The sequence below is a fragment of the Alteromonas sp. ABH2_165 genome (genome assembly GCF_056159945.1).
In genome coordinates, this window is sequence record NZ_JBSWWF010000006.1 from 240,974 (window position 1) to 267,338 (window position 26,365).

Sequence of the window (26,365 nt, forward strand, 5' to 3'; positions counted from 1 at the left end):
ACTATATTTATTCTCCAAAGGGGATTCAGGAATTATCGTGACTAATCAGCATAATCATGCACTCGGGCTTTTCGCTATTATCATCGCCAGTTTTATGTGGGGCACAACGGGCACGGCGGCCAGCTTTGCACCCGACGTGAGCCCGTTAGCCATAGGCGCCATCGCCACCGGCGGAGGCGGTTTGCTCATGTGTCTTAAAGCTCTGCCTCAACTGCTGAAACAACGACACATACTCTTCCAACATAGCAAAATTGTTTTGCTGGGGAGCCTGAGTGTTGCCATTTATCCGCTGGCATTTTACTCCTCCATGCATTTGGCCGGTGTGGCAATTGGCACCGTGGTTTCTATAGCCAGCGCGCCCTGTTTTGCGGTTTTACTTGAGTGGGTATTAAACCGTAAGCCCATAACGGCAAAATGGATTGTCAGCTTTATTCTGGGGGCAACAGGTATCCTACTGTTGGCAATGGGTAAACCTGAAAGTGCCGAGCTTGCTGCCACCGCTGAGCAGCGAGAGTGGGGAATTGTATTAGGGCTTATTGCGGGCCTTACATATGCCGCCTATTCCTGGGCGGGCAAAGCCCTTATTACCCGCGGCGCATCATCTGGGGTATCCATGGCAAGTCAATTTGGTGTATCAGCCTGTTTGCTACTGCCATCACTGTTATTTACCGGTGACAACGTATTTGCGTCTGCTAACAATGTTTCGGTGGCTTTGTACATGGCAATATTGCCTATCTTCGTCGGCTATCTGCTATTTGGTTTTGGGCTGAAATCGGTGGATGCCAGCTCGGCAACACTGATCACACTGCTCGAACCTGTGGTTGCCACTATCTTGGCTGTACTTGTTCTTAACGAGCGCTTTTCGCTACTGGGTTGGGGCGGAATTGTGTTAATCGCGGCCTGCATTGGCGGACAAATAGTTAATAGGCCACCGGCTTTATTCCGTCGCCGATACGCTTTCAGGAATGTGCGCTGAAAAAGATAGGTCACTCAGCATGTAGCAATCCCGCCCCGATGATTTTGCTTTGTACAGTGCATCATCGGCACGCTTTAGTAAGAAATCGGGGGGTAGGGGTTCGCCACTGCGTTGACAGGCAACGCCAATCGACAGGGTGAGAATTTGCTTTGAATCGTTTCTGCCTTCATGGGGGATAGCAAGGCGACGAATTTCGCCCAATAAGGTTTCCGCCACTTTACTGGCTGCAAGTATAGAGGCTTCTTGCAACACAATCAGAAACTCTTCTCCGCCATACCGCACCACGAGATCAGAGTTTGCCCGGGAATTGAGCTGGGAATGCGTGCGCCACCCCGTTAAAGGTGGCGCCGGATAGACATTTTTAAACTTTAAACTGACGGATAGATTGTTGCAGTTCTTCAGCAAGGCGGGCCACTTCCGAACTCGACTGAGACGTTTGTTGTGCGCCAGCAGTGGTTTCTTCAGCAATACCTACGATACTTTCAAGCTTCTCACTGATTTCTGCTGAAACCGTGTTTTGCTCGCGGGCAGACTGTTCAATTTGCGTACTTACATCGTAAGCTTTGCGTACTGCGTCAGAGATAACATCCAGCGCTCGTGTGGCGTTGTCAGTTTGCTCAACACAGATAGCAGTTTGCTCTTTACCCTGATTCATTACCGCCACCGCTTTTTCAGCACCAGCTTGCAACACTTCGATCATAGCGTTAATTTCTTGCGTCGATTGCTGCGTACGAGATGCCAAAGTGCGCACCTCGTCTGCAACTACCGCAAAGCCTCGACCTTGCTCACCAGCACGGGCCGCTTCAATGGCCGCGTTCAATGCCAGCAAGTTTGTTTGATCGGCAACGCCGCGAATAACATCGAGAATACCGCCAATGCTGGCGCTGTCTTGATGCAGTTTATTAATGACTTCGGCGGCTTGCTCAACATCCCGGGCCAGTACTTCAATAGTGCGTTTGTTCTCAAGAGAAATTGAACGTACATTTTCCGCTTCGCTGTCTGCATGACGAATTTCGTTAAGCGTGTCTTCGGCGCTCTGACTTACCACAATAGACGTGCTGTGCATTTCTGTTGTTGCTGTTGCAACCTGAGCAATCTGCGACTTCTGATCTTGTATCGAGTGCGTTGTTTGGGTAGTAACAGTAGATGTTTGCTCAGAGGCTGCGGCAAGCTGTTCAGCACGAGTATTAATGCCAGTGATCAAGCTTTTAAGGTTGCCAATCAGCTTATTACAGTTTTTCGCCAGTTGACCGAATTCATCTTCAGCAGAGTCATCAAGACGGCGGGTAAGGTCGCCAGAAGAGGCAACATTCAGTAACTCGTTAACGCTATTCAGCGGGCGGGTGATAGCAATAACCGTCCAGTAACCGATGACCAGGGCGGCAGCCAGTGAAGCCAGCGCCACAACAATCACGATGGTGTTGCCTGAGGTCACCTTAAACGATACCTGCTCGTCAATTTCTGCAGCTTTCTTATCGGCTTGAGTAAGCAGGTTTTCAAGGGCGCTAATGCCTTCCTGACTGTTTGCATCAGAGCGAGACAGGGCTTGCTCAGCCGCATCACGGTATTCTAAACGAGAGCGTTGCAGAGCCAATACACCGTCAGAACCGGTAATGGCGTCAATGGCATCGTCAACCAGCGTCGAAATCTCATCCAGTGTACCCGTGGTATCTGCACCTGCTGCGGTACCTTGAATTTGGTTCATCATTTCACGAACACTGGTAACAATAAGCTCTACTTCATTACCGATAACGTCGGCACGAACGAGAGTTTGTGTTTTTGCATATTCGTTAGCCACGGTAATGAGTTCAAGCAGGCGGCTTTCTAATTCGCTACCAATTTCAGCTGATTTTTGTAGCGCAGCACTACGTGCTACTTCATCAGATTCGGAAAAGTCCAGTAGATAGGTAGAGGCGTCATCGGCATTGTCTTCTAAGTCACCAATCTTGTCGCTTATGGCATTACGCATTTCCATAAACTGTCGGTGACTGGTGTACATTGCTTCTACATTTTGAATGTATTGCTCGTAGGCGCCGTTTACCTGCTTAAGGCTGGCAAGCATGGCAGAATCATCCGCCAGTACGGTTTCCAGCTTTTTTAATTCTGTACTGAAATTGGCTTTACTATTCGTGAAGTTATCGTACTTGCTTTCAAGGCCATCCACGCTTTCTTCAATGTAAGCCTCGAAGGTAACGCGGCCCATATTCAGGAAGCTGGCTTTTAATGCATTACTGCTGGTAAGGGTGGGAACCGCTACCTTATTCACTTCATCAACCGCCGATCCCACAGAATTGAGGTTAATGAAAGAAGATGCACTGATTATAACTAATAGCAGGCTTATTGTGGCGAAGCCGCCGATAATGCGCTTGGCTACCGTGATTTTCATATGAACTCCTGAAACACAGTTTTATTTATAGTTTTAAGTAATCAGTTGTGTTCATGGTGACTGATACCTGAGGTGCTATGCGCTAATAACTATAGCGCATTATTCTTATCGGCCGAACATTCCGCTTGTTTAGTCGAATAACCGATTAGTAAGTTTAATTGTAAACAAAAATTAGACTAAAGACCTATAGGAATCAGTTTTTTACGTTGTTTGTTTTAATACAGAGGTATTTAAGGTGTCACATTGATGAGTGTGTTCGACGGAATTCTCATTGCAGTCAGGCTGTTACCCCATACGTACCCGGTATCCAGTGCAACAAATTGATTGTTCCCCGTTACGCCCTCAAGCGCTGCCCAATGGCCGAAAATAATACGCTCGCTGGCAGCGAGTGATGCATTCTCAACTTCAAACCAGGGAGTCACCGACGAGGGAGCATCCTCAGGATGACTTTTGCAGGCAAATTCGAGGTGGTTTTTCTCTTGTAAAAACCGCATGCGCGTACAGGCATTAATGATAAAGCGCAGTCGCGACGTGCCTTTTAACCCTTCTTTCCATTCGGTGGGAGAATTGCCATACATCTCTTTTAACAATGCAGGCCACTTATCACTTTTTAATACGGTACTGACTTCGTTGCTCAGTGAAAGTAAGGTTTCCGGCGACCACTTGGGGTAAAGGCCGGCATGAACGATTGTGGTGGTCTCATCGAGGGCAAGCGCCAACGGAAACTGGCGATACCAATCGATGATATCTTTTAGTTTTTTACTGGCCAGAAGAGGCCCGAGACGGTCACTTTTTTTCGCAGACTTAATGCCCTGAGACACCGCCAGAAAGTGCAGGTCGTGATTGCCAAGCACGGTGTTGAATCTGTCGCCTAAGTCCATCAGATACTTGATCGTCGCGTAGGAGTCTTCGCCGCGGGCAATTAAGTCACCTACTGCAATTAATCTATCGCGCTTTTCATCGAAGTGAGCTTTTTCAAGCAACGCCATCAGGCCGCCGTAGCAACCTTGAATATCGCCCACAATCAACGTCTGCGAGTCTGACATGCTGGCATCCTTATCCGTTGGAAGCGGTGCCAAATTTTGACACCGTTTTTTAGTTGATCGCGTTAGGTACGCTTAGACTGAAAATATTGATCGGCACGCGAAAGCGTTCACCGTCTTCATTTTCCATTTCGTAGTGGCCCTGCATGCTGCCTACGGGAGTATCAATAAGTGCACCGCTGGTGTATTGATACTCACTGGCTGGGTCGATAAGCGGTTGTTTACCCACAACGCCTTCACCCTGTACTTCGGTATTTTTACCATTGCCATCGGTGATTAACCAGTAGCGACTGAGCAATTGTACCCGCTCGTCACTCTGATTGCGGATTGTGATGTGATAAGCAAATGCGTATTTATCTGGGCCATTTGCCGGATGATCAGGGATGTGTTTCGCTGAAACTGAAACCAAAATACCAGGAGAAGCCGACATCTCAGCTTTCTCCGTCCCGGTCTGCTACTAAATTTGCCACTGCCGCAAAATCAGCCAGAGACAAGGTCTCAGCACGAGCAGTTGGCGATAAACTCAGTGATTCCAGTTCAGCTTCAGTCACCCAGTCACCCAAACTATTACGAATAGTTTTGCGGCGTTGGTTGAATGCAGCTGCACACACCTTTTCCAGTAAGGCAACGGATTTCACCGCGACTGGCGGGGTGGCATGTGGCACTAAACGTACCACGGCTGAATCGACCTTCGGGGGCGGCTTAAATGCACCAGGCGGTACATGCAGCACGGGGATCACCGCACAGTAATATTGTGCCATTACCGACAAACGCCCATAGCTCTTAGAGCCCGGCCCAGCGGCAAGTCGGTTTACCACTTCTTTTTGCAGCATAAAGTGCATGTCTTGCACTTTGCCGCTAAAGCTAAAGAGGTGGAACATTAAAGGGGTAGAAATGTTGTAAGGCAGGTTGCCGAATACCCGTAATTTGCCTTCAGGGTTTGGCATTGCCGGTAACAAATCGGCAAAATTGAGTTTCAGGGCATCCTGCTCAACAATGGTCAGTTTACTGCCGTGAAAAGGATGATGACGCAGGCGTTCTGCCAGGTCGCGGTCGAGTTCAACCACGGTAAGGCGCGAAACCTCTTCACACACCGGATCGGTTAAGGCGCCAAGGCCGGGGCCGATTTCTACCAGGTTCTCACCATCAACGGGATTAATCGCACTAACGATATTGCCAATGACATAGTCGTCATGCAGGAAGTTCTGGCCAAAACGCTTACGCGCGGTGTGGCCTAAATGTGTTTTACTCATTGCTGCCTGTTCGCTAATTCAATAGCTTTATGCATTGCTTTTGTGAAACTGCCCGCATCTGCTTTTCCGGTACCCGCGAGGTCGCAAGCAGTACCATGATCGACAGAAGTACGGATGAATGGCAGGCCAAGGGTGATATTCACCGAGGCGCCAAATCCTTTAAACTTAAGTACCGGCAGTCCTTGATCGTGGTACATCGCTAACACGACGTCGGCGTCGTCGAGATATTTAGGCTGAAAAATAGTGTCTGCGGGAAGCGGACCTACCAAATCTAAACCTTCCTCACGTAAGTCATCTAGAGCCGGGATAATGGTGATCAGCTCTTCTGATCCCAAATGCCCGCCTTCACCGGCGTGTGGATTTAGCCCGCATACGTAAATACGCGGTTTGGTAATGCCAAACTTCAGTTTCAAATCGGTGTTAATGATATGAATCACTTTGTGCAGGCGCTCTTTTGTTATCGCCTTAGACACATATTCAAGCGGAATATGTGTGGTGGCTAGCGCTACATTCAGGCCTTCAGTCGATAACAGCATCACCACATCAATGGTGTTTGACTGGTAAGCGAAGTATTCGGTATGTCCGCTGAAAGACACACCGGCTTTGTTGATAATGCCTTTGTGAACGGGGCCTGTTACTACCGCATCAAAGCCTTGCTCCATATTGGCGTGACACGCCTGGCGCAGGGTTTCTACTACATAGTGCCCATTATCGCTGTCTAGCTCGCCGGGTACCACATTCACTGCAGTATCGATTTGCTGCAAGTACAGCGAACCCGGCGTCTGAATGGCGTTGTTCTCGGCATCGAAAGGAATCAGCTCTAGCGGCAGACCTAGAAGGTCTGCCCGGGCTTTCAGCATGGTGCCGTCGCAAAATACCACAAGCTGCGCATCCCATTGCTGCTGTGCTAGCTGAATGATGAGGTCAGGACCAATGCCCGCTGGCTCACCTGGCGTAACTGCTATTCTTATTGGCGTCATCGTTTATCTCGCCGTTATATTATTCAACAACTTCAATGTAAGCAGTATCGCGCATTTCACGCAACCAGGCTTCAGACTCTTCTTTAAACTTACGATTGAACAGCAGTTGATAAGCTTTGTCTTCTTTACGTTTGTCTGTGGCATCGTCAATACGGCGATCGATAAGCTGCATTAAGTGCCAACCGAATTGTGAACGAACAGGTTCACTGTACTCGCCAGGCTCAAGGCCAGCAAGGGCTTCACGGAAAGCTGGTACATAGTTGTTCGGATCAGACCAGCCAAGCTCACCGCCTTTTAACGCTGAACCCGGATCTTCAGAATGTTCTTTAGCCAGTTCTGCAAAGTCAGCGTCACCGTCGATAACTTGCTGACGGAATTTCTCCAGCATTTCTTTGGCTTTCTCGTCACTTAAAATAATAGAAGGTTTAATGAGAATGTGACGGGCGTTCACTTCTTCGATGGTGATTTTCTCGATACCACGGGTATCTTTAATTTTCAGGATGTGAAAACCCGCACCACTACGAATAGGACCAATCAACTCGCCTTTTTCTTTACCCTGAACTGCTTCAGCAAAAAGGGTAGGCATAGAATTAACGTTCATCCAACCCATATCACCCCCTTCCAGTGCGTTTGAACCAGAAGATGACGTGATGGCAATTTTGGTGAAGTCGGAACCGTTATTCAGTAATTCAATAACTTTATCTGCACGGCTACGAGCGCTGGCTACGTCTTCATCTGTGGGGCTTGATGGCAGGCCAATCAGAATGTGGCCTAAGTTATATTCGGCTTGTTCTGCGCCTTGTTGGTCCATCAGTTTAACCAGGTTACTGATTTCCTGAGGCGTCACGTAGACACGACGGCGAACGTTGGCACGGGTTACTTCACCAACAATCAGTTCTTCACGAACGTCTTCGCGGTAATCGTCGTAAGCAATGCCTTGTTGCTCTAATTCATTGCGCAGGTCATCGATGGTTGCGCCCTGTTGCTGGGCGATGTTTGTAATGGTTTGCTCCAGTTGCGGGTCGCTAACCTGAACACCCATACGCTCGGCCATTTGCATCTGCAAGCTCTTGGTGATCAAACGCTCGATAGCCTGGGTACGAAGCACGCGGTCGGAAGGCAGGGCCTGGCCCTGTGCTTCAGCGTTGCGCTTTACTTCATTGACCAGAGATTCGATTTCACTTTCCAATACCACGCCCTGATCGACGATTACGGCCACCTTATCTAATGAAACAGATTGAGCCAAACTCATAAATGAGCACAGGGCACTGATACAAATCGCGCGAATAATGAACTTCATAATTACTCTTTTTATCGGTTTATTCTTTGCTAACAGCAGACATATCTGTCAACTGGCGCATTAATTTAAACTATATGGCTGTCGGTAGCCAAATAATCCGTTCGACAACATGTTATTGCTGGTACCACTGGAACCCATTCCTTTGAAAATGAAATTCAGCGATATGCCGGAGTCAAATTCATCAATTGACTGTGCACCATCTACAGCGTAACGGTTACTCAGCTGACGCTGGGCAACAATTTGAATGGCCCAACAACAGGATTCATATTGAAAGCCAACGTAGTTTTCCACACTGCGGTTGCGATCAAGATCGCGGTAAGTTCGACCAACTAATTGCCATCTGTCAGACAACGGCCAGGCAGCAGACAGTCCCACTTGGTCAATTCTTTCGCTTGAGAGTTCCCTGACATAGCGGTGGGTTAACTGAATTAATTTGTTGCTGCTCTCGCGATATTCAAATGTTGTGCTGGCACGTTCGACTTTATCCGTTTCCGTAGCGATTTGAAAATCGGTGTGGAAGAACCAGTCGTCAGTCATTCGCCAGTCAAACTCGGCGGCCAGCGCAGAACGGTTGCCTTCACGAATAGCAGAGGTGACCCGGTTGTCATCGAGATAGAATATCTGACCCACACTGAGAACAAATTGTTCCCGGTTGGTTTCATCCAGTAGGCGACTGGTTAATGCAACGGTCACTTCGTTGTTATCGCTAATTCTGTCGAGGCCGGTGAAATCCTGCCCACGGAACAGGCCTTCCACGTCGGTTAACCACAATGTGGTATCGTAAAAACCAATGCCGCTTTGATCTTCATAACTGGTGTAAAGATACTGCACGCGAGGTTCTAGCGTCATCGTATGATTATCGCCAAACCAGCTGTCTTCGTTTTCAAAATACAATGCGCCGTATAGCTTACCCTGAGTTAAGGTGCGGTTTACTGTCTCTTCCAGTTCAGTATTTTCGACGTGATCTTGCTCGTAGTAAGTGTTTAGTACACTGGCTTCTGCTGAGAACTCACCCCATTGGCGTTGAAACGGTACTCGAATGGTAGGCGCCGTGTGAAAACGCATGGCGGTGGGCGCCGTGGCTGACTTACTGTCGAACCAGGCCAGCTCAGAGTTCAGTTCTAATTCCAGGTACTTTGCCAGTGGCAACTCATAATTCAGTTTGGCTTCTGGTAACGCCCGGTAGGTGGTTGGGTAGTCGCCGATAATTTCGAAATCACGCACATGGACAGAGAACAGCAGTTCATCGGAGAAGTAATTAATACTGCCGGTACGGAACAAATGCGTATCTGCCCGGTTGTAGAAGTCACTGCCTAAATCCACAATGTAGTTGTCGTCGCTGATGCCATTAACGTTAACCGACGCCATCCAGTTATCTGCGAAGAAACCTTCATGAGAAATGCGATAGAAATAGCGATCAGGGTTGCTGGCCATATCGTTGTCTTGGGGCAGGTATTCCAGGTTTAACTGGCTGTAGCTGTCTGCTGACATATGACGAAATTCTGATTTCAACTGCACGCCGCGCTTTGACATCACCCGTGGCGACAACGTGAGATCGTAGTTCGGTGCTATGTTCCAGTAGAACGGTTGCTCGTAATCTACTCCAGTGTTGCTGGAGTTAGAAATTTTCGGGAACAGGAAACCGGTTTGACGCTGGTTACTGATGGGGAAAGCGAAATACGGCATGTAAAATACTGGCACATTGCCTAAATAAAACCGGGTGTGCTTGGCTTCGCCCCATGGTCTGCCACGACGAATATTAATTTCAGACGCTCTAATCATCCATTCTTCACCGCCTTCTGGGCAGGTGGTGAAGCTCACGTCTTTTAACACCAAACCGTCTTGCGCGTTTAATGCAATGGTGCTGGCATCACCACGACCAGTGGAGTTATTCAGGTGGTAAATGGTGTTCGACATGGTCAGGCTTTCATCGGTGGAATCCACATCGACACTGTCTGAAGCCACATGCACCTGACTGTCTTCATAGACCACATCGCCCTTGGCGAATAATTGTTGCCCGTTGTTATTGATCTGCGCCTGGTCTGCACGAATGGTGGCAGAGTCGGAAATAATATCCACGTTGCCAGAAAACAGCGCCACCTCTCGCTCAATAATTTCTGTTCGATTGGCTTCCACTTTTACCTGGCCGGCAGGCATGAGTTTGCTGCTTGAAAAAGTGACAGCAGGTACCGGACAAAAAGCGGGTTGCTCTTGGCTATCCTGAGAGGTTGACTGCGATTGCTGCGCCAGCGCGGAGGAGCTGCTGATTGCCGCTAGCAGAAAAGAGGCACAGGTTTTTTTCATGTGTTGATGGAGGGCCTGTTTCTTATTTCACAACGGATTGTGAGGGTGTCCTGAAATTCGGCAAAGTCCGTAATCGGGCATAGTGCCATAAAGTGACCAATTCTAAGCACTTCTGTGCGCTGAGCCAACCGCCAGAAGCAAAAAAGATGAAAGTTTCTGCGAGTTTGACCGTATATCTTCCTTAGCTGGTTTAATAACGGCAATTCGACGCCATATATCATGGCTCATCAAGGTAATAATGCACCCAGAGTATCTACTTGTCTTAGCGCGGCCTATTCTGCGCGGGGACAAATGCGGCTATTAACTTACCAGCCAATCTTATACAGTGTTCTGGTACTTTGCGGGATTAATTCAGGAGAACGGTAGTATGTCATTTTGGGGAAAAATCCTCGGTTTTGTGTTCGGGTTTATGTTCCTGAAAATTCCCGGCGCAATCATTGGCCTCATCGTGGGGCATTTTTTTGATAAAGCCTACAGCCAGGATTTCAATCAACTGGGCGGGTTCGGCCGTTTCTTCACCGACCAGTCTGGGGTAAAACAACAAGCGGTATTTTTCCATGCGCTGTTTTCGTCTTTAGGTCATCTGGCTAAATCAGACGGTCACGTAACCGAGCGCGAGATTAAAATTGCCACGCTGCTTATGGATGACATGAAGCTTGCGGGTGATGCTCGACGGGAAGCGCAGCAAGCATTCCGGGAAGGAAAGTCCTCCTCTTTTCCTTTGGCGGACACGTTAAAAGGGTTGGTTGAATCTTGCCATGGTCGCCGCGACATATTGCAGGTGTTCCTGGAAATTCTTATTCAGGCGGCTTTTGCCGACGGCACGCTTTCTACACCCGAATACAAAGTGCTGGAGAAAGTCGCGTCGATTCTGAATTTCAAACGCCAGGAACTCGACTTCCTGATTTCTGCTTACGAGGCCGAAATTCGTTTCCGTCAACGTGGCGGGCAGGGCGGTGCCGGCGGTCAGCAAAGCGGTCACCGTGCACAATCTTATTCCGATACCCAAAGTCTGGAAGATGCCTACAAAATTATTGGTGTGAGTGAGTCAGACGACGAGAAAACCATCAAGCGGGCGTATCGCAAGCGCATGGCGGAACACCATCCTGATAAACTGGCGTCCAAAGGGTTGCCGCAACAAGCGTTAGATATCGCCAAAGCGAAAACCCAGGATATCCAAGCCGCTTACGAACTGATTAAAGATAAGCGCGGGTTCTAAGGTATGGCCAAGGCGGTACTGAGTGACGAAAACCAGCAGCTTATCGATGAATTCATCGAAATGCTCTGGTTGGAAAAAGGGCTCAGCGAACATACCCAACAGAGTTACCGGACCGATCTCACTAAATTGGCGCTGTACTGTCAGTCAGAAGAAAAAACTAATGATATTAGTCTGTTGATGATGGAATCGGTGCAGTCATATTTGCTGCATCGCCGCGATATGGGGTTATCTGCCCGCAGTACACAGCGTGCCATGTCAGCCATGCGGGCTTTTTATATTTATCTTATTGGTAAACACGTGCGCACCGACAATCCGGTAACGCAGATCCCCAACCCTAAATTACCGAAAAAATTGCCAGCGTCGTTAAGCGAACAACAGGTTGACGACCTGCTTAATGCGCCTAATCCAGCCGAGCCGGTAGAGTGCCGCGATAAGTGCATGTTGGAAGTGTTGTATGCCACTGGCTTGCGGGTGTCTGAACTGATTGGTCTTCGTCTTGATCAGGTAAGTTTGCAGCAGGGCGTGGTGCGAGTAACCGGTAAAGGCAACAAAGAAAGACTGGTGCCGTTAGGTGAAGATGCCATTGATTGGATTGAAACCTACATGAAAACGGCCCGGCCGGAACTGCTGAAACATCAAACCGATGTGCTTTTTGTTAGTTTACGTGGCGTGCAGATGACCCGCCAAACATTCTGGCACCGGATAAAATACTATGCCCAGGTGGCGGGTATCGATCAGCATTTGTCGCCACATACATTGCGCCATGCGTTCGCAACCCACTTGCTAAACCATGGCGCCGATTTACGTGTGGTACAAATGTTGTTAGGCCATAGTGATTTATCCACCACCCAAATTTATACCCATGTGGCAACCGAACGATTACAGAATTTAATTCACACCCACCATCCTCGGGGGTAATGCGGTGAACGTCGTAGGTATTCTTTCAGATGCCTTTCCGGCGTTTAACTTTATGCTAATATTGCGCTAACTAAGCATAATAGTCAGTTTCAGATGGGCCAGGTAGCCTGTTCAGCAAGGAGTTTTCATGAGATTTAGCCATCACGCAGTGATGCTCGCCCTTGGTATTGTATTATCAAGTGGTTGCTCGGCAGATGCCGAAACCAAGCAAGCCGGTGAAACACAAACCGCCACACCAGTGAATGAAACAGCAGAGCAGGCCGTTTACGATACCGTAACGGGCGTGGTGGGTGTGGAACCCGATGCAATTGCCAATTCACAAATCGACGGTTTATTACAGGTAACCGCAGCTAATCAGGTGTTTTATGTCACTGAAAAAGGTGACTACATCATGTTTGGTCACCTGTTCGATGTGAATGCCGGCATGAAAGACGTGACAGAAGTGGCGCTGGGTCAAGTGCGTCTGGACGTGATTGCGCCATTCGCTGATCAAGGCATCGAATTCAAAGCTGAAAACGAAAAGCACGTGATGACCGTGTTTACCGATTACTCCTGCGGGTATTGCCAGAAACTGCATCGTGAAGTCGAGGAGCTTAACGACGCCGGTATCACCGTGCGTTACCTGGCATGGCCTCGTCAGGGGCTAAACACGCCAAATTACGACAATATGGTTGCCATTTGGTGCTCTGACGATCCGCAGCAAGCGTTGAACCGCGCAAAATCAATTTCGAATCCTACGTTCCCTAAAGCCGATTGTGATAACACAGTGGCAGAGCAGTTTGTTGCTGGACGCCAGTTAGGTATTCGTGGCACGCCAGCGATTATTTTTGATGACGGTACCATGTTACCGGGCTATAAACCTGCCGCAGAGCTTATTGCTCAGTTTGCCCGTTCAGAGTAAGTCATGTCGTTACCCATCGTTAGACGCCAGCTTTGCTCGGCGTCGCGTTTAAGTACTGAGTTACACCCTGTGCTCGACAGGGTGTATCGCGGTCGGGCGGTTGAAACGGTTGATGAGCTCGACAACGCCCTAAAACAACTTTCCCACTTTAATCTGCTAAAAGGCATCGACGATGCCACGCACTGCCTTATCAATGCCATTCGTCAACAAAAGCGGGTTACCATTATTGGTGACTTCGACGCCGATGGCGCTACCTCTACGGCCGTGTGTATGCTGGCGCTAAAACAGCTTGGCCTGCAATCGGTGAATTATCTGGTACCGAACCGCTTTGATTTTGGCTACGGCCTCAGTGAGCAAATTGTGGAAGTGGCTTACCAGCAGGGCACTGATATTCTGCTTACGGTAGATAACGGCATTGCTTGCTTAGCTGGGGTGACAAAGGCGAAGTCTTTAGGGCTTGAAGTGATAGTGACCGATCACCATCTCCCCGGAAATACACTGCCTGATGCTGACGCCATTGTGAATCCTAACCAGCCTGGATGTCACTTCCCATCGAAGAACCTGGCCGGTGTAGGTGTCGCGTTTTACCTTATGCTGTCTTTGCGATCTGCAATGCAAAAAGCCGGTATGTTCAATGAAATACCCGCGCCGAATCTAGCCAACTTGCTGGATATCGTGGCGGTGGGCACGGTGGCCGATGTAGTGGCGCTAGATAAAAACAACCGCGTATTGGTGTATCAAGGCTTGCAGCGCATTCGCAGTGGGCATTGTCGCCCGGGCATAAAAGCCCTGTTCGAAGTGGCGAATCGCAATAAACCATTGGGTTACCTCACTTCCACAGATTTAGGCTTTGTGATTGGCCCCCGTTTAAATGCGGCAGGGCGGCTGGATGACATGGCACTGGGTATAGAATGTCTGTTATGTGACGACGCAATTCAGGCCCGTCATATGGCGGCAGAGCTAGATAGACTCAACCTGCAGCGGCGCGCCATCGAAACAGAAATGAAAGAAGAAGCGGAAGCCGCGCTGGAATCAATTTCGTTAGGCGACGCCTTGCCGCCAGCGTTGGTACTGTATCAGCCTCATTTTCATCAGGGCGTTATCGGTATCGTGGCTGGCCGGCTTAAAGAAAAGCACCATCGGCCTGTTATTGTGTTTGCCATGCAAGATGAAACCACACTGAAAGGTTCAGCCCGTTCCATTCCTGGTCTGCATATTCGCGATATTCTTGATGAAGTGAATACCGGCTGGCCCGGTGTGATTGATAAATTTGGTGGCCACGCCATGGCGGCAGGACTCAGTTTACCCGCCGATGCCTTGCCTGCGTTTGAAAAAGCGCTGCAAACGGTGGTGTTACGACACCTTGAGAATATTGACTGCGAAAAACAAATTTTGTCTGATGGCGAACTGGCCGCTGATGAAATGGATCTCACCCTTGCACACGCATTGCGTCAGGCTGGGCCATTTGGTCAGGGTTTCGATGCGCCTAAGTTCGACGGTGTGCTGGATATTGTTGATCAGCGCATGGTAGGCGAGAACAAGAACCACCTCAAAGTGGTGTTCCGCAAAGACAATGGCGAGGAAATCGACGGCATCGCTTTTGGCGTAGACACCAATGTTTGGCCGAACGCCGGTATTCTGCGTGCTGAAGTGGTGTATCAGTTAGACATTAATACGTTCCGCGGGCGCGAATCTGTGCAGCTATTGGTTGAGGAGATCGCGCCCCGTGACTGACGGCAAGGCCCTTACCGACAAACATCGCGACCTCACCCACAGCGAAAATCTGCGGGTGATCTCCCATGTTCAACGGGAAGAGGGTGATTGGGTGCGACACACTCTAATGATTGAAGGCGTAGACGTGCCGTTTATTTTCCGTCGTAAGCAGCAATATCAGTCGTTAAAAGGGGCGCGGGTAAACCTTACCTATTACCGGCAGAGTGAAGAGGTCGCCGGCATTGAATTTGAAACCATGAAAGTGGTGCGGATCAAGCGGAGCTAACCGGTATGTCGCAGTCGGAATGGCTGGATGCTTACGTGCTTCACCGTCGTCCCTATCGGGAAACCTCTTATATTGTGGATTTTTTTACCTTACCACAAGGTAAAGTGAGCGCCGTGGCGAAAGGCGTACGTAGCAGCAAAAACGACCGCAAAAGCCTGCTCCAGCCCTTTCGCAAAGTGCGTGTTCAGCTTTCAGGCAAAACCGATTTAAAAAATCTACGCACCATCGAAGGCGACGGCCCTGTGCCCATGCTTTCCGGAAACAGCCTGTTTTGCGCCATGTACCTCAATGAAATTCTTAACCGCGTGATGCCCGCTGGTCTCGCTAGTGATACCGTGTACTTGCAATATCAGCATGCGCTCAATGCCATTGATGAACAGCCCGATATTGAAAAAATCCTCCGCGAATTTGAGTTCGCCTTACTTGAAGAAATGGGCATGTTGGCAGACTGGTTTTCAGACGGTATCAGCGGCGAGCCAGTGGAAGAGAGTGGCTGGTATTTGTACTCGCCGGAACAAGGCTTTGTCACCTGCCATCAACGTGATCACAAATACCGCTTACCGGGTGCAGCGTTACTGGCATTGGGCAATGGGGAATGGAACGATGTGTCGCGCCGGGCTGCGAAACTTATTAATCGTCAGGCGCTCCATGTCTTGCTTGGCGGCAAACCGCTAAAAAGCCGGGAATTGTTTCGCAGTTAAACACCATTGTGAAATGATTTTCAGCAACCACTTAGCGAGTTTTTTGCTACAATCTTCGCACTTCCTGGCTATCACGCTATTTCAGTTCAGAGGCACAATAATTCATGAAAGACATCCTGTTAGGCGTTAATATCGATCATATCGCTACGCTTCGTAACGCCCGTGGCACCAGTTACCCCGACCCGGTGCATGCAGCCGACATCGCCGAGCGTGCCGGTGCCGATGGTATTACCGTGCACTTGCGTGAAGACCGTCGTCACATTAAAGACAGAGATGTGGAAATTCTTGCCCGCACTATTAATACCCGCCTGAATCTTGAAATGGCCGTGACCGATGAGATGCTGGACATTGCGCTTAACACGCAACCCGCGTTTTGCTGTTTGGTTCCTGAAAAGCGTGAAGAACTCACCACGGAAGGCGGCTTAGATGTGGCTGGCAATTTTGATGCGGTGAAACATGCCTGCGATGTACTCGGCAATGCCGGTATTGAGGTGTCACTGTTCATCGATGCCGACGAAAAGCAAATTGATGCCGCGGTAGAATGTGGTGCGCCGTACATCGAAATTCACACCGGCCAATATGCCGAAGCCAAAAACGAACGGGAACAGGAAGTGGAACTCGACAGGCTACGAAAAGGCATAGCCTACGCCGCGAAGAAGGGCCTGAAAGTCAATGCGGGTCACGGCTTGCACTATCACAATGTGAAGCCCATTGCGGCAATTCCTGAACTGATTGAGCTGAACATTGGGCACGCTATTATTGCCCGCGCAGCGTTTGATGGCCTGGAAAAAGCGGTAGCCGATATGCGTGCACTCATGATTGAAGCCCGCGCTGGGAGTGCTAAGTAAGTCATGGCCATTGTGGGAATGGGCACCGATATCGTTGAGATAGCCCGTATTGAAGAAGCGTTATCCCGATCGTCGCGGTTAGCACTTCGCGTGCTTACGCCAACGGAAATGACGCTGTTCGAAAGCAGCAATGAGCCGGTGCGTTATCTTGCCAAGCGGTTTGCAGCGAAAGAAGCGGCTGTTAAAGCGTTAGGAACGGGGATCGGCCGTGGTATCGGCTGGCATCATATTGAAGTGTCTAACGATGAACTTGGCGCTCCTAAACTTTCTTTTTCAGATGCCTTCGCACAGCGCTGCGAGGCACTTGGCGTGACTCACAGCCACATTTCCATTTCTGACGAACAACATTACGCCACCGCAACGGTGATCCTTGAATGCCTGCGACCCGCGGGCAAAGAGGGTTAAGCATGGTCAGTATTTATAAACCGGCTAAAAAACCGAAGAAGCAGCCCAGCGCAAAAACCGTAACCATTGAGTCTATGGACATGAATGGACAGGGCTTTTGTGGGCAGAGCGCGTCTAAACAGGGAAGTCCGGTACTCTTTGTTGATGGCGCGCTTCCCGGCGAAACCGTAGAAGTGGCAGTAACCCAGAGCCAGAAGCGCTTTAGTCGTGGTCGCGTGCGCAAGGTGCTGCAAGCCAGCGCTGAACGTCGTGATCCGTTCTGTCCACTCATCAACACCTGTGGCGGCTGCCAGCTTCAACATGTCGATGCTGATGCGGCCCTTGATATGCGACAGCAGGCCATGGACAGTTACTGGCAGAAACAGTTTAACGTGGCCGATATTCCCTGGCAGCCTGCGATTACCGGCGAACGCCGTGGTTATCGACGCAAAGCGCGTCTGGCCGTAGACGCCCGCAACGACGACAAATTCATCATGGGGTTTCGTCAGGAACAGGGCAAAAACATCGTTAATGTAGACCATTGCCCGGTGCTCAGAGACGATTTGTCTGCGCTGATAACCCCGCTAAAAAGTGTATTCGCAGGACTACCTGGTCGTCGCCACATTGGTCACGTCACCCTCACTGGTGGCGATAATGTGAACGCGGTGTCGGTGCGTATGGTTAAACCGGCTAATTCCGCCTTCAAACATGCGCTGACCGAGTTTGCTAAGCAAAACCAGATTAATGTCAGTATTGATGGCCCTGATCAACACCAGTGTTTGTATGAAGTGGCCCCCTTAGTCTGTCACACTGAAGATGAACTGGTGCTGACACCGTCTGATGACGATTTCATTCAAGTTAACGGTGAAATGAATCGTAAAATGGTGACGCAGGCCATGCATTGGTTGAACCCGCAGGCGGGAGAACGTATTGCCGACTGGTTCAGTGGACTGGGCAATTTTTCTCTTTCGCTAGCAACGCGCGGCGCCCAGGTGCAGGCCGTGGAAGGCGTGGCCGAAATGGTGCAACGGGCGAGAGAAAATGCGTCAAAGCAGGGCGTGAACAATATAGATTGGCTACATCTGGATCTGTCTGACGAAAAAGCCGTACAAACTGCGTTGGCAGCCGGATTCGACAAAGTGCTTATCGATCCTTCACGTGAGGGGGCTTATGCTGTTTGCGAAGCGTTAAGCCAATCTGGCATCAAATCAATTTTGTATGTTTCTTGCAATCCGAGTACGCTGACAAGAGATGTGCAGTGCCTTCTGTCTGCCGGATACGCCATCGAGCAAGTGGGACTCATAGAAATGTTCCCGTATACGCGGCATCTGGAAGTCATGATGTTACTAACGGATAACCAATAAGAAGTGAAAGCGAGTTGATGTGTTATGGTATCAACACGGAAAGTACACGAGCCGGACAGACCGTCCTTTGAAGCCTGGCTGGACAGCCTGTCGCTAAGTGACACAACCAAAGAAAAGCTGAAAGCAGTTTCGCACATGCCTGATCGCCTGCTGGTGGGTCAGGAAATGGTGGAAATTCTCCATCAACTGAATATGGACGACGCAACCTTGCAGGCTGCGCTGGTGTATCCTTATTGCGAAATGCATCACCTCTCCGAGGCCGACGTGTTAAGCGAATTCGGCGAAGAGATCAGTGACCTCATCAACGGTGTTCGCCGTATGGACGCCATTAAAACGCTGCACAGTCGCCGTCGCAGCGAATCTTCTCTTTCGATGCCCGACGAACAGCATATCGACAGCATTCGTCGTATGTTGCTGGCCATGGTGGAAGATGTTCGTGCTGTGGTCATCAAAATGGCAGAGCGGATTTGCGCCCTGCAACAAGTGAAAAAAGCCGACGAAGAAACCCGGGTGCTGGTAGCCAAAGAATGCGCCACCATTTATGCACCGTTGGCGAACCGTTTAGGTATTGGTCAGTTGAAATGGGAACTGGAAGATCTCGCTTTTCGCTATTTGCATCCAAAAACCTATAAAGATATTGCAAGTCAGCTAGACGGCAAGCGTAAAGAGCGCGCCAGCTACATCGAAAATATCGTTACCGATTTACAGGATCTGGTCGACCGGGAGCACATTAAAGCCGAGGTTTACGGCCGTCCTAAGCATATCTACAGCATCTGGAAGAAGATGCAGAAAAAGCATCTTACCTTCGAGCAGCTTTTCGATATCCGCGCCGTGCGCATTATTGCCGAGCGACTTCAAGACTGCTACGCAGCGCTGGGTACGGTGCATGCTAACTACAAGCACATACCGAAAGAATTCGACGATTACATCGCCACGCCGAAACCCAATGGTTATCAGTCTATCCATACGGTCATTGTAGGGCCCGCCGGGAAGCCGGTAGAAATTCAAATTCGCACCCAACAAATGCACCAGGATGCAGAGTTAGGTGTGGCGGCGCACTGGAAGTACAAAGAAGGCTCCACCGGTAAAGCGTCGGGGTACGACGAGCGAATTAACTGGTTACGCCGCATTCTGGCGTGGCAGGAAGAAGTGGCGGAAAGCGGCGATTTGGTGGAAGAACTGCGCAGCCAAGTCTTCGACGATCGCGTTTATGTATTCACGCCAAAAGGCGATGTGGTGGACTTACCTCAAGGTGCCACGCCGCTGGACTTCGCTTACTACATTCACAGTAACGTAGGGCACCGTTGTATTGGTGCCAAAGTAAATGGCCGCATCGTGCCATTTACGTATCAATTGCAAAGCGGCGACCAGGTCGAGATCCATACCGGCAAAGAGCCGAATCCAAGTCGCGACTGGATGCACCCAGGCCTGGGTTATGTGCATTCTTCCCGTGCCCGAGCCACCATTCATTCGTTTTTCAAAAAGCAGGATAAAGAGAAGAACCTCCAGGCCGGTAAAGAGATGCTGGAGCGCGAACTTGCCCGTGCGCATCTGCCGGTGAAAGTGCCTGTTGAGGCCTGTGAGAAGTACAACCTGAATCATATTGATGATCTCTTTGCCGCTATCGGTGTGGGCGACATTCGTGTGATGACAGTAGTGAATCACATTCAGAGTCTGCTTGAACCGCCTGCACCTGTGCCGGAGGAAGAAATCAGTCCGAAGGTGAAAACCCGTCGTAACGCCGGTGCCAAGGGTAAGCAAGATACCATTGTGATTGAAGGTGTTGGTCACCTCATGAGCCAGTTGGCGAATTGCTGTAAGCCGGTACCTGGCGAACGTATTATGGGGTATATCACTATTGGGCGGGGCGTGAGCGTTCACAAAGAAAACTGTGATCAGTTGCAGCATTTGCTTGAGCAACATCCTGAGCGACAAATTGAAGTGAGCTGGTCGTCCGATCTTAATGTGGGCTTTGAAACCGATATTGATATCTTCTGTAGCGACAGAACCGGTTTGCTGCGTGATATCACCACGGTATTGGCCAACGAGAGTGTGGCGTTGTTAGGCGTAAACAGCTTAAGTGACAAGTCCCGTCAGACAGCGCTGATTACGATATCTGTGGAAGTCTCCGACAATCAGGTATTGGCCAAGGTAATAGCCCGTTTGCAGCAGCTAAAAGGTGTGGTAGATGTCAAACGAAAAGCCCGTTAGTCCTTCGACGTCGTTCTTTTCCGCGCTGGACAGCGAGCCGACATCTCCGCTTGAGTATGCTTGTTCGCTGCAACAAGCATGCGCCAGCGTTGGCTTCGACTGGCCCGAAATGCCACCGGTGCTGGATAAAGTCAGAGAGGAAATTGACGAAATCCAGCAAGAACTGGATTGCGAGCCGGTCAATCCAGCTCGTTTGCATGATGAAATCGGCGATGCCTTTTTTGCTTTGGTAAATTTAGCCCGCCATGCGGGCATTTCGCCCGATGACGCCGTGGCAGCCGCCAGCAATAAATTTCGCCAACGTTTTGAATTGGTCGCAGCTTTGGCCGAGGCCGATAAAGGCAGCATTGGCGATTACTCCCTGGAAGAACTCGAAGCATTCTGGGGGCAAGCTAAAGTTTCGCTACAGACAAACCCTCAATCTCGCTGATCAACGCCTCGGGGTGCGAAATCCAGTTCGCATGCTTTAACTGGTAAGAAAGTACGTTAGACGCTAACCGGTGCACGCGCCGCTTTTTATCCCGCGCCATTGCCCAACCTTGTTTGTGATGAGGGTAGCGATTAAATATTTCGACTAACTCGCCGCTTAAAAGCAAACGCTTAAGACCTTCCTGTAATCGCTCCTGCAATTCCGGCTTGTTCGGATTCACAAAAAAGTACTCATAGCTGGGGTAAACCAGCAAATGATTCTGCTCAATGGTTAGCTTTGGGTTCTCGTGGTAGGAGAGGTCGCGGAATACTTCGACAACGTTTCGGGGGAAGTAGTCAACAATGTCTTCTTCCAATAAGCGATACATCGACGAAAACCACGAACTCCAGGATATGCCCTGCACAGCAAATTCGTTGTGCTTTAGAATTTGGGTATCAGGCCAAAATGTCCCTTGTACCGACGACATGGTTTTAAGCCTTGCCAGGCTAAGCTGAGCAGGGAAATCTTTTTGGCGGTTATCATGAATAACAAATACCCGGTGTCCGCCAAGGCCTTGCAGTAAAGGAAAACGCACTGGCAGCAATTGCGATTCAAGTTCATCGGTGGCGACGCACCACATAATGTCGCTTTCACCGGCCTTTAGGGTTTGTATTTCCCGGTTTTGCGGTAAGGGAACAGGGAAGGGGGTGAGTGTAACGGCACCATAATCGTTTTCCGTCACCCGAATGGCCGCATGCAATACTTCAATGTGGTAGCGCCCGTATTCCGGGTCTGAAAAGGCCTGGGTATAAAGGTACTCTTCGGCCAACGCGGATTGCCCTGTAAACAGCAGCAACATGGTGAGATACATTCTGACTGAAAGGCTCATTTTACGTTTCATCGCATTTATTCTTCGTATTCTTTGCATAATAACGTTTGCGCAACATCCTCAACTAAATGTAGAACACAAATTAGATAAATCCAATATTTCTGAAAAAAACCTATTAATTTGCCTGCAGGGGTTCGCTTTTTGCCCAAAACCTGTATAATTCGCGCCCTGCCCAGTTACACCCACCTTTGGGAAGGTGGAAGAATCAATGGGCTCGAAGGGGTCCGGTCATTGATTTTAATTAGATTTCCGGGGGTTCCGGTAATCTGTAACGAAGAATTTTTCGGGTGATTTTAGAAATGAAAACTTTTGTTGCTAAGCCAGAAACGGTACAACGTGACTGGTACGTGGTAGATGCCACTGACAAAACTCTTGGTCGTCTTGCGACTGAAATTGCACGCCGTCTGCGTGGTAAACATAAAGCTGAGTACACTCCTCACGTTGATACTGGCGATTACATCGTTGTTATCAATGCAGAGAAAGTGACTGTAACCGGTAATAAAGCGAAGGGCAAAATGTACTACGCGCACACTGGTTACCCAGGTGGTCTGAAAGAGACAAACTTTGAAAAACTGATCGCTCACAAGCCAGAAATGGTTATCGAGAAAGCAGTTAAAGGAATGTTGCCAAAAGGTCCTCTGGGCCGTGAAATGTTCCGTAAAATGAAAGTTTATGCTGGTGCAGAGCACAAGCATGCCGCTCAGCAACCACAAGTTTTGGACATCTAAGGAGCATTTGACATGGCAGATACTCAATATTACGGCACAGGCCGCCGCAAAAGTTCTACTGCTCGTGTGTTCCTGCGTCCAGGTACAGGCAGCATCGTAGTTAACAAACGTGCTCTTGACACATACTTCGGTCGTGAGACTGAGTGTATGGTTGTTCGTCAACCACTTGAGCTGGTAGAAATGACTGAAAAGTTTGACGTATACATCACTGTTAAAGGTGGTGGTTCTAACGGTCAAGCTGGTGCAATCCGTCACGGTCTGACTCGTGCTCTGATGGAGTATGATGAAGCACTGCGTCCTGCACTGCGTAAAGCTGGCTTCGTTACTCGTGACGCTCGTCGCGTTGAACGTAAGAAAGTTGGTCTGCATAAAGCACGTAAAAAGCCACAGTTCTCCAAGCGTTAATTCGTTTATTACTGTTGCAAAAAACCCGGTCATGTACCGGGTTTTTTTTATCCTCAACACCCCCGTATTAAATTCCCTTCAAAAAACAATCTTATCCCGGCAGTAGTCTATACTGAAACTCGAATCGCAAGATGAGAATAGCCACACAATGGGTGTTGAAATTAAAAGGGAGCTCTGCGTGTATTTTGTACAGCGGCATGTTAGCTTAACATTGTGTTAAAAACTGACCGTCGGCAAAAATTAAGCAAAAGACCGTTTTTTTCTCAGGACTTTGATTGAGCGCAGGTTATCGTTTTTTAATCAAAGATAAAACCTTGTAAGAATAAGGGCTTTTCACTTATCATCTTCGGTCGAAATTATAATAATGCATCGTGAAACTCGACGCTAACCCGCGTCAGCAGATGAAATCAAGACAGGCCGTCAGGTATTGTTCGTAATGCTATTGTAAAAATAATGCGACAAGCCTGAGAGAATCCGAATCTGGAGAATTGTGGATGAGTAACGTATCAGTAGATGCAAAAGACTCTGCACTCAACGCACCTCAGCAAGACAATACACGTCGCCGTTTTTTAACGGTCGCTACGTCGGTTGTTGGCGCAGTGGGCGTTGCGGGTGCGGCAGTGCCTTTTGTTACTTCCTGGAATCCGAGTGCGAAAGCCAAGGCGGCTGGTGCTGATGTTGAAGTTGATATCAGTGCTATCGAACCGGGTCAGCTAATCCGGGTGATGTGGCGTAGCAAACCGGTCTGGATTGTGCGTCGAACACCTGAAGTATTGGAAGAGCTGGCGACACACGAAGATCAACTTCGCGATCCCAATTCAGAAGCAGAACAACAACCTGCTTTTGCCCAGAACCGCTATCGTTCTATGAAAGACGAATATCTGATTTTGGTGGGGATCTGTACTCACCTGGGTTGTTCTCCGCAATATCAAAAAGACGGTGCATTCGAAGAAGCGGTTGAAGGCGTACCTAACGGTTTCTTTTGCCCGTGTCACGGTTCCAAGTTCGATATGGCCGGCCGCGTGTTTCAGGGGGTGCCTGCACCACTGAACCTGGTAGTGCCACCTTACCAGTATGTTAACGACACCACCGTTATCATTGGTTCCGAAGCGGAGGCAGTATAATCATGAATGCATTTCTGAATTGGATAGAGCAAAGAATCCCGATGATGCGGGTGGCGAATATGCACGCCATTCAGTATCCGGCTCCGCGAAACATGAACTTCTGGTATGTGTTCGGTTTCCTCGCCACCATTGTGTTGGTGAATCAGATTGTTACCGGCATTTGGCTAACCATGAACTTCAACCCAACCTCGGAAGGCGCGTTCTTCTCTGTTGAATACATCATGCGTGAAGTCGACTTCGGTTGGATTATTCGCTACATGCACAGTACAGGCGCATCGGCGTTCTTTATTGTGGTGTATGCACACATGTTCCGCGGCATGATTTATGGTTCTTACCAGAAACCCCGTGAATTACTGTGGGTGTTCGGTATGTTTATTTACCTGGCGCTTATGGCTGAAGCCTTCATGGGCTACGTGCTGCCTTGGGGCCAGATGTCATACTGGGGTGCACAGGTTATTGTATCCTTGTTCGGTGCCATTCCGGTTATCGGCCCTGATTTGGTAATTTGGATTCAAGGTGACTACGTTATCTCAGGTGCAACCCTTAATCGCTTCTTTGCTTTGCACGTTATCGCACTGCCGCTTGTCATTGTTATTCTGGTATTCCTTCATATTATTGCGCTGCACGAAGTGGGTTCTAACAACCCAGACGGCGTGGCCATTAAGCATAAAAAAGGCTCACTGCCAGAAAGTGAAAAAACCAAATATCAAATTCACGAATACTACACCAGCAAGTACGACATTGCTGACGACGTAGTGCCATTCTTCCCGCACATCGTGCTGAAAGACCTTGTGGCCTTCTCGGTATTCCTGTTTGTGTTCTGTTACATCATGTTCTTCGCGCCGGAAATGGGCGGTAAGTTCCTGGAGCATCCAAACTTTGAGATTGCGAATCCGCTGAAAACCCCGGAACACATCTTCCCGGTTTGGTACTTCACGCCTTTCTACGCCATCTTGAAAGCGGTGCCTAACAAACTGATGGGTGTATTGGCCATGTTCGGTGCTATCGCCGTACTGTTCGCACTGCCATGGGTAGACCGTGGTCGGGTGAAATCATGGCGTTATCGTTGCGGTTTGCACAAAGTCAATCTGCTGGTATTTGCTGTTGTGTTTGTATTCCTGGGTTACCTGGGCGGCACACCACAGGAAAACTGGAAGATCATCGCGTCTCAGGTTGCGACTGTGCTGTACTTTGGTTTCTTCGTCGCACTGTTCTTATACAGTAAAAACGAAAACACTAAACCTGTACCTGCGAGGATCCCGAAATGAGAAAAATAATGTTGTTACTGGCATTCCTCGTACCGGGAATGGCGATGGCTGCCGGTGGAAATGTACATCTTGATAAAGCGCCAGTCGATCTTACCGATAAAGCTTCAATGCAGCGCGGTGCCAAAATTTTCATGAACTACTGTTTGGGCTGTCACTCGATGCAGTATCAGCGCTATCAGCGAACGTTCACGGATTTAGGCATTCCTGACGAAATCGGCCAGGAAAACCTACAGTTCACCGGCGAGAAGGTAACCGACTATATTACCCGCTCTATGCCAGAAGAGTCGGCGGCCACTTGGTTTGGTGCTGCGCCACCAGATTTAACCCTGGTAAACCGTGTTCGCGGCTCCGATTGGATTTACACCTATTTGCGTAGCTTCTACGTGGATGAGTCCCGTCCTTTCGGTGTAAACAATCTGGTATTTAAAGACGTAGGCATGCCCCATGTGCTGCAACCGTTGCAAGGCACACCACGCCTGGCGCATGAAGAAGTCATGATCGATGGCGAGCAAAAAGAGCAGTATGCGGGGATTAAAACCGATGGCGATGGGGCATTAACGCCAGAAGAGTACGATCAAGCAATTGCCGATTTAGTTAACTTCCTCGCCTACAGCGGCGAACCCTTCCGTTTGCAGTCTGAAAGCATCGGAAAATGGGTATTGGCCTTCATTGTGGTGTTATTCATCTTTGTTTATCTACTGAAGAAAGAATACTGGAAGGAAGTGCACTAATTTGAGTTAATTTGTGTATAATAC

General features: G+C 49.2%; 26 protein-coding genes. 17 read left to right on the plus strand and 9 right to left on the minus strand.

From position 1 onward, the window contains the following. Positions 1-37 precede the first annotated feature (37 nt). Entirely contained in the window at positions 38-976 is a 939-nt protein-coding gene (locus tag ACXAFQ_RS13445) for a DMT family transporter (protein ID WP_474823171.1), read from the plus strand. On the opposite strand, the gene ACXAFQ_RS13450 is transcribed toward ACXAFQ_RS13445, so the two are convergent. From ACXAFQ_RS13450 to ACXAFQ_RS13485, 8 genes are all read right to left on the minus strand, one after another. After that, positions 938-1,444: a GGDEF domain-containing protein gene (locus tag ACXAFQ_RS13450; RefSeq protein ID WP_474823175.1), complete on the minus strand. Its 507-nt coding sequence runs from the start codon at positions 1,442-1,444 to the stop codon at positions 938-940. The two genes, ACXAFQ_RS13445 and ACXAFQ_RS13450, sit on opposite strands and share 39 nt — an antisense overlap. Continuing rightward, complete coding sequence (locus tag ACXAFQ_RS13455) at positions 1,338-3,362, minus strand: HAMP domain-containing methyl-accepting chemotaxis protein (RefSeq protein WP_474823177.1); 2,025 nt, start codon at positions 3,360-3,362, stop codon at positions 1,338-1,340. The genes ACXAFQ_RS13450 and ACXAFQ_RS13455 overlap by 107 nt, the downstream gene beginning before the upstream one ends. A gap of 230 nt (positions 3,363-3,592) precedes the next feature. Then, positions 3,593-4,408 (minus strand): symmetrical bis(5'-nucleosyl)-tetraphosphatase, encoded by an 816-nt coding sequence (locus tag ACXAFQ_RS13460; protein WP_474823182.1) that lies wholly within the window; start codon positions 4,406-4,408, stop codon positions 3,593-3,595. Positions 4,409-4,457: 49 nt separating this feature from the next. Next, positions 4,458-4,835, minus strand: a complete 378-nt coding sequence (gene apaG / locus ACXAFQ_RS13465) for a Co2+/Mg2+ efflux protein ApaG (protein ID WP_070123874.1) — start codon at positions 4,833-4,835, stop codon at positions 4,458-4,460. A gap of 1 nt (position 4,836) precedes the next feature. Next, positions 4,837-5,658 (minus strand): 16S rRNA (adenine(1518)-N(6)/adenine(1519)-N(6))-dimethyltransferase RsmA, encoded by an 822-nt coding sequence (rsmA, locus tag ACXAFQ_RS13470; RefSeq protein WP_474823188.1) that lies wholly within the window; start codon positions 5,656-5,658, stop codon positions 4,837-4,839. Next, positions 5,655-6,638, minus strand: coding sequence for a 4-hydroxythreonine-4-phosphate dehydrogenase PdxA (pdxA, locus tag ACXAFQ_RS13475; protein ID WP_474823192.1), 984 nt, complete (start codon positions 6,636-6,638; stop codon positions 5,655-5,657). Before pdxA ends, rsmA begins: the two co-directional genes overlap by 4 nt. A gap of 19 nt (positions 6,639-6,657) precedes the next feature. After that, positions 6,658-7,938, minus strand: coding sequence for a peptidylprolyl isomerase SurA (gene surA / locus ACXAFQ_RS13480; RefSeq protein ID WP_070123877.1), 1,281 nt, complete (start codon positions 7,936-7,938; stop codon positions 6,658-6,660). 60 nt (positions 7,939-7,998) lie between these two features. Further along, positions 7,999-10,242: an LPS-assembly protein LptD gene (locus ACXAFQ_RS13485; RefSeq protein ID WP_474823198.1), complete on the minus strand. Its 2,244-nt coding sequence runs from the start codon at positions 10,240-10,242 to the stop codon at positions 7,999-8,001. 367 nt (positions 10,243-10,609) lie between these two features. Between ACXAFQ_RS13485 and djlA the strand changes: the two genes are divergently transcribed. From djlA to ACXAFQ_RS13540, 11 genes are all read left to right on the plus strand, one after another. After that, complete coding sequence (djlA, locus tag ACXAFQ_RS13490) at positions 10,610-11,461, plus strand: co-chaperone DjlA (RefSeq protein ID WP_474823202.1); 852 nt, start codon at positions 10,610-10,612, stop codon at positions 11,459-11,461. A gap of 3 nt (positions 11,462-11,464) precedes the next feature. Further along, on the plus strand, positions 11,465-12,379 hold the full coding sequence (xerD, locus tag ACXAFQ_RS13495) for a site-specific tyrosine recombinase XerD (RefSeq protein ID WP_474823206.1): 915 nt from the start codon (positions 11,465-11,467) through the stop codon (positions 12,377-12,379). Between the two features lie 127 nt (positions 12,380-12,506). Beyond that, positions 12,507-13,280, plus strand: a complete 774-nt coding sequence (locus ACXAFQ_RS13500) for a DsbC family protein (protein WP_474823210.1) — start codon at positions 12,507-12,509, stop codon at positions 13,278-13,280. A 3-nt stretch (positions 13,281-13,283) separates the two neighbouring features. Further along, entirely contained in the window at positions 13,284-15,014 is a 1,731-nt protein-coding gene (recJ, locus tag ACXAFQ_RS13505; RefSeq protein ID WP_474823214.1) for a single-stranded-DNA-specific exonuclease RecJ, read from the plus strand. Further along, the gene (locus tag ACXAFQ_RS13510) at positions 15,007-15,279 is read left to right on the plus strand and encodes a hypothetical protein (protein ID WP_070123883.1); all 273 of its coding nucleotides are present in this window, start codon (positions 15,007-15,009) and stop codon (positions 15,277-15,279) included. Before recJ ends, ACXAFQ_RS13510 begins: the two co-directional genes overlap by 8 nt. A 5-nt stretch (positions 15,280-15,284) precedes the next feature. Beyond that, positions 15,285-15,980 carry a DNA repair protein RecO gene (gene recO, locus ACXAFQ_RS13515; RefSeq protein WP_474823220.1) on the plus strand — a complete coding sequence of 232 codons (696 nt, stop codon included), beginning with the start codon at positions 15,285-15,287 and terminating at the stop codon, positions 15,978-15,980. 104 nt (positions 15,981-16,084) lie between these two features. After that, entirely contained in the window at positions 16,085-16,828 is a 744-nt protein-coding gene (gene pdxJ / locus ACXAFQ_RS13520) for a pyridoxine 5'-phosphate synthase (RefSeq protein ID WP_474823224.1), read from the plus strand. 3 nt (positions 16,829-16,831) lie between these two features. Further along, on the plus strand, positions 16,832-17,233 hold the full coding sequence (gene acpS, locus ACXAFQ_RS13525) for a holo-ACP synthase (RefSeq protein ID WP_474823228.1): 402 nt from the start codon (positions 16,832-16,834) through the stop codon (positions 17,231-17,233). Further along, positions 17,203-18,576 carry a TRAM domain-containing protein gene (locus ACXAFQ_RS13530; protein ID WP_474823231.1) on the plus strand — a complete coding sequence of 458 codons (1,374 nt, stop codon included), beginning with the start codon at positions 17,203-17,205 and terminating at the stop codon, positions 18,574-18,576. Before acpS ends, ACXAFQ_RS13530 begins: the two co-directional genes overlap by 31 nt. A gap of 24 nt (positions 18,577-18,600) precedes the next feature. Further along, positions 18,601-20,787 (plus strand): GTP diphosphokinase, encoded by a 2,187-nt coding sequence (relA, locus tag ACXAFQ_RS13535; RefSeq protein ID WP_474823235.1) that lies wholly within the window; start codon positions 18,601-18,603, stop codon positions 20,785-20,787. After that, a complete protein-coding gene (locus ACXAFQ_RS13540) occupies positions 20,765-21,217 on the plus strand; it encodes a MazG nucleotide pyrophosphohydrolase domain-containing protein (protein WP_474823239.1) in 453 nt (150 codons plus the stop codon). The genes relA and ACXAFQ_RS13540 overlap by 23 nt, the downstream gene beginning before the upstream one ends. Here the strand turns inward: ACXAFQ_RS13540 and ACXAFQ_RS13545 are convergent. Continuing rightward, on the minus strand, positions 21,180-22,097 hold the full coding sequence (locus ACXAFQ_RS13545; RefSeq protein ID WP_474823242.1) for a type 2 periplasmic-binding domain-containing protein: 918 nt from the start codon (positions 22,095-22,097) through the stop codon (positions 21,180-21,182). The two genes, ACXAFQ_RS13540 and ACXAFQ_RS13545, sit on opposite strands and share 38 nt — an antisense overlap. 287 nt (positions 22,098-22,384) lie before the next feature. Here ACXAFQ_RS13545 and rplM point away from each other — a divergent pair, with 287 nt between their 5' ends. From rplM to ACXAFQ_RS13570, 5 genes are all read left to right on the plus strand, one after another. Then, positions 22,385-22,813 carry a 50S ribosomal protein L13 gene (rplM, locus tag ACXAFQ_RS13550; protein WP_070123948.1) on the plus strand — a complete coding sequence of 143 codons (429 nt, stop codon included), beginning with the start codon at positions 22,385-22,387 and terminating at the stop codon, positions 22,811-22,813. A gap of 12 nt (positions 22,814-22,825) precedes the next feature. Beyond that, entirely contained in the window at positions 22,826-23,218 is a 393-nt protein-coding gene (rpsI, locus tag ACXAFQ_RS13555; protein ID WP_070123891.1) for a 30S ribosomal protein S9, read from the plus strand. A 494-nt stretch (positions 23,219-23,712) separates the two neighbouring features. Next, on the plus strand, positions 23,713-24,342 hold the full coding sequence (gene petA / locus ACXAFQ_RS13560; RefSeq protein ID WP_474823250.1) for a ubiquinol-cytochrome c reductase iron-sulfur subunit: 630 nt from the start codon (positions 23,713-23,715) through the stop codon (positions 24,340-24,342). A 2-nt stretch (positions 24,343-24,344) separates the two neighbouring features. Further along, positions 24,345-25,610 carry a cytochrome b gene (locus ACXAFQ_RS13565; protein WP_070123893.1) on the plus strand — a complete coding sequence of 422 codons (1,266 nt, stop codon included), beginning with the start codon at positions 24,345-24,347 and terminating at the stop codon, positions 25,608-25,610. Beyond that, positions 25,607-26,341: a cytochrome c1 gene (locus ACXAFQ_RS13570; protein ID WP_070123894.1), complete on the plus strand. Its 735-nt coding sequence runs from the start codon at positions 25,607-25,609 to the stop codon at positions 26,339-26,341. Before ACXAFQ_RS13565 ends, ACXAFQ_RS13570 begins: the two co-directional genes overlap by 4 nt. Positions 26,342-26,365: the final 24 nt, after the last annotated feature.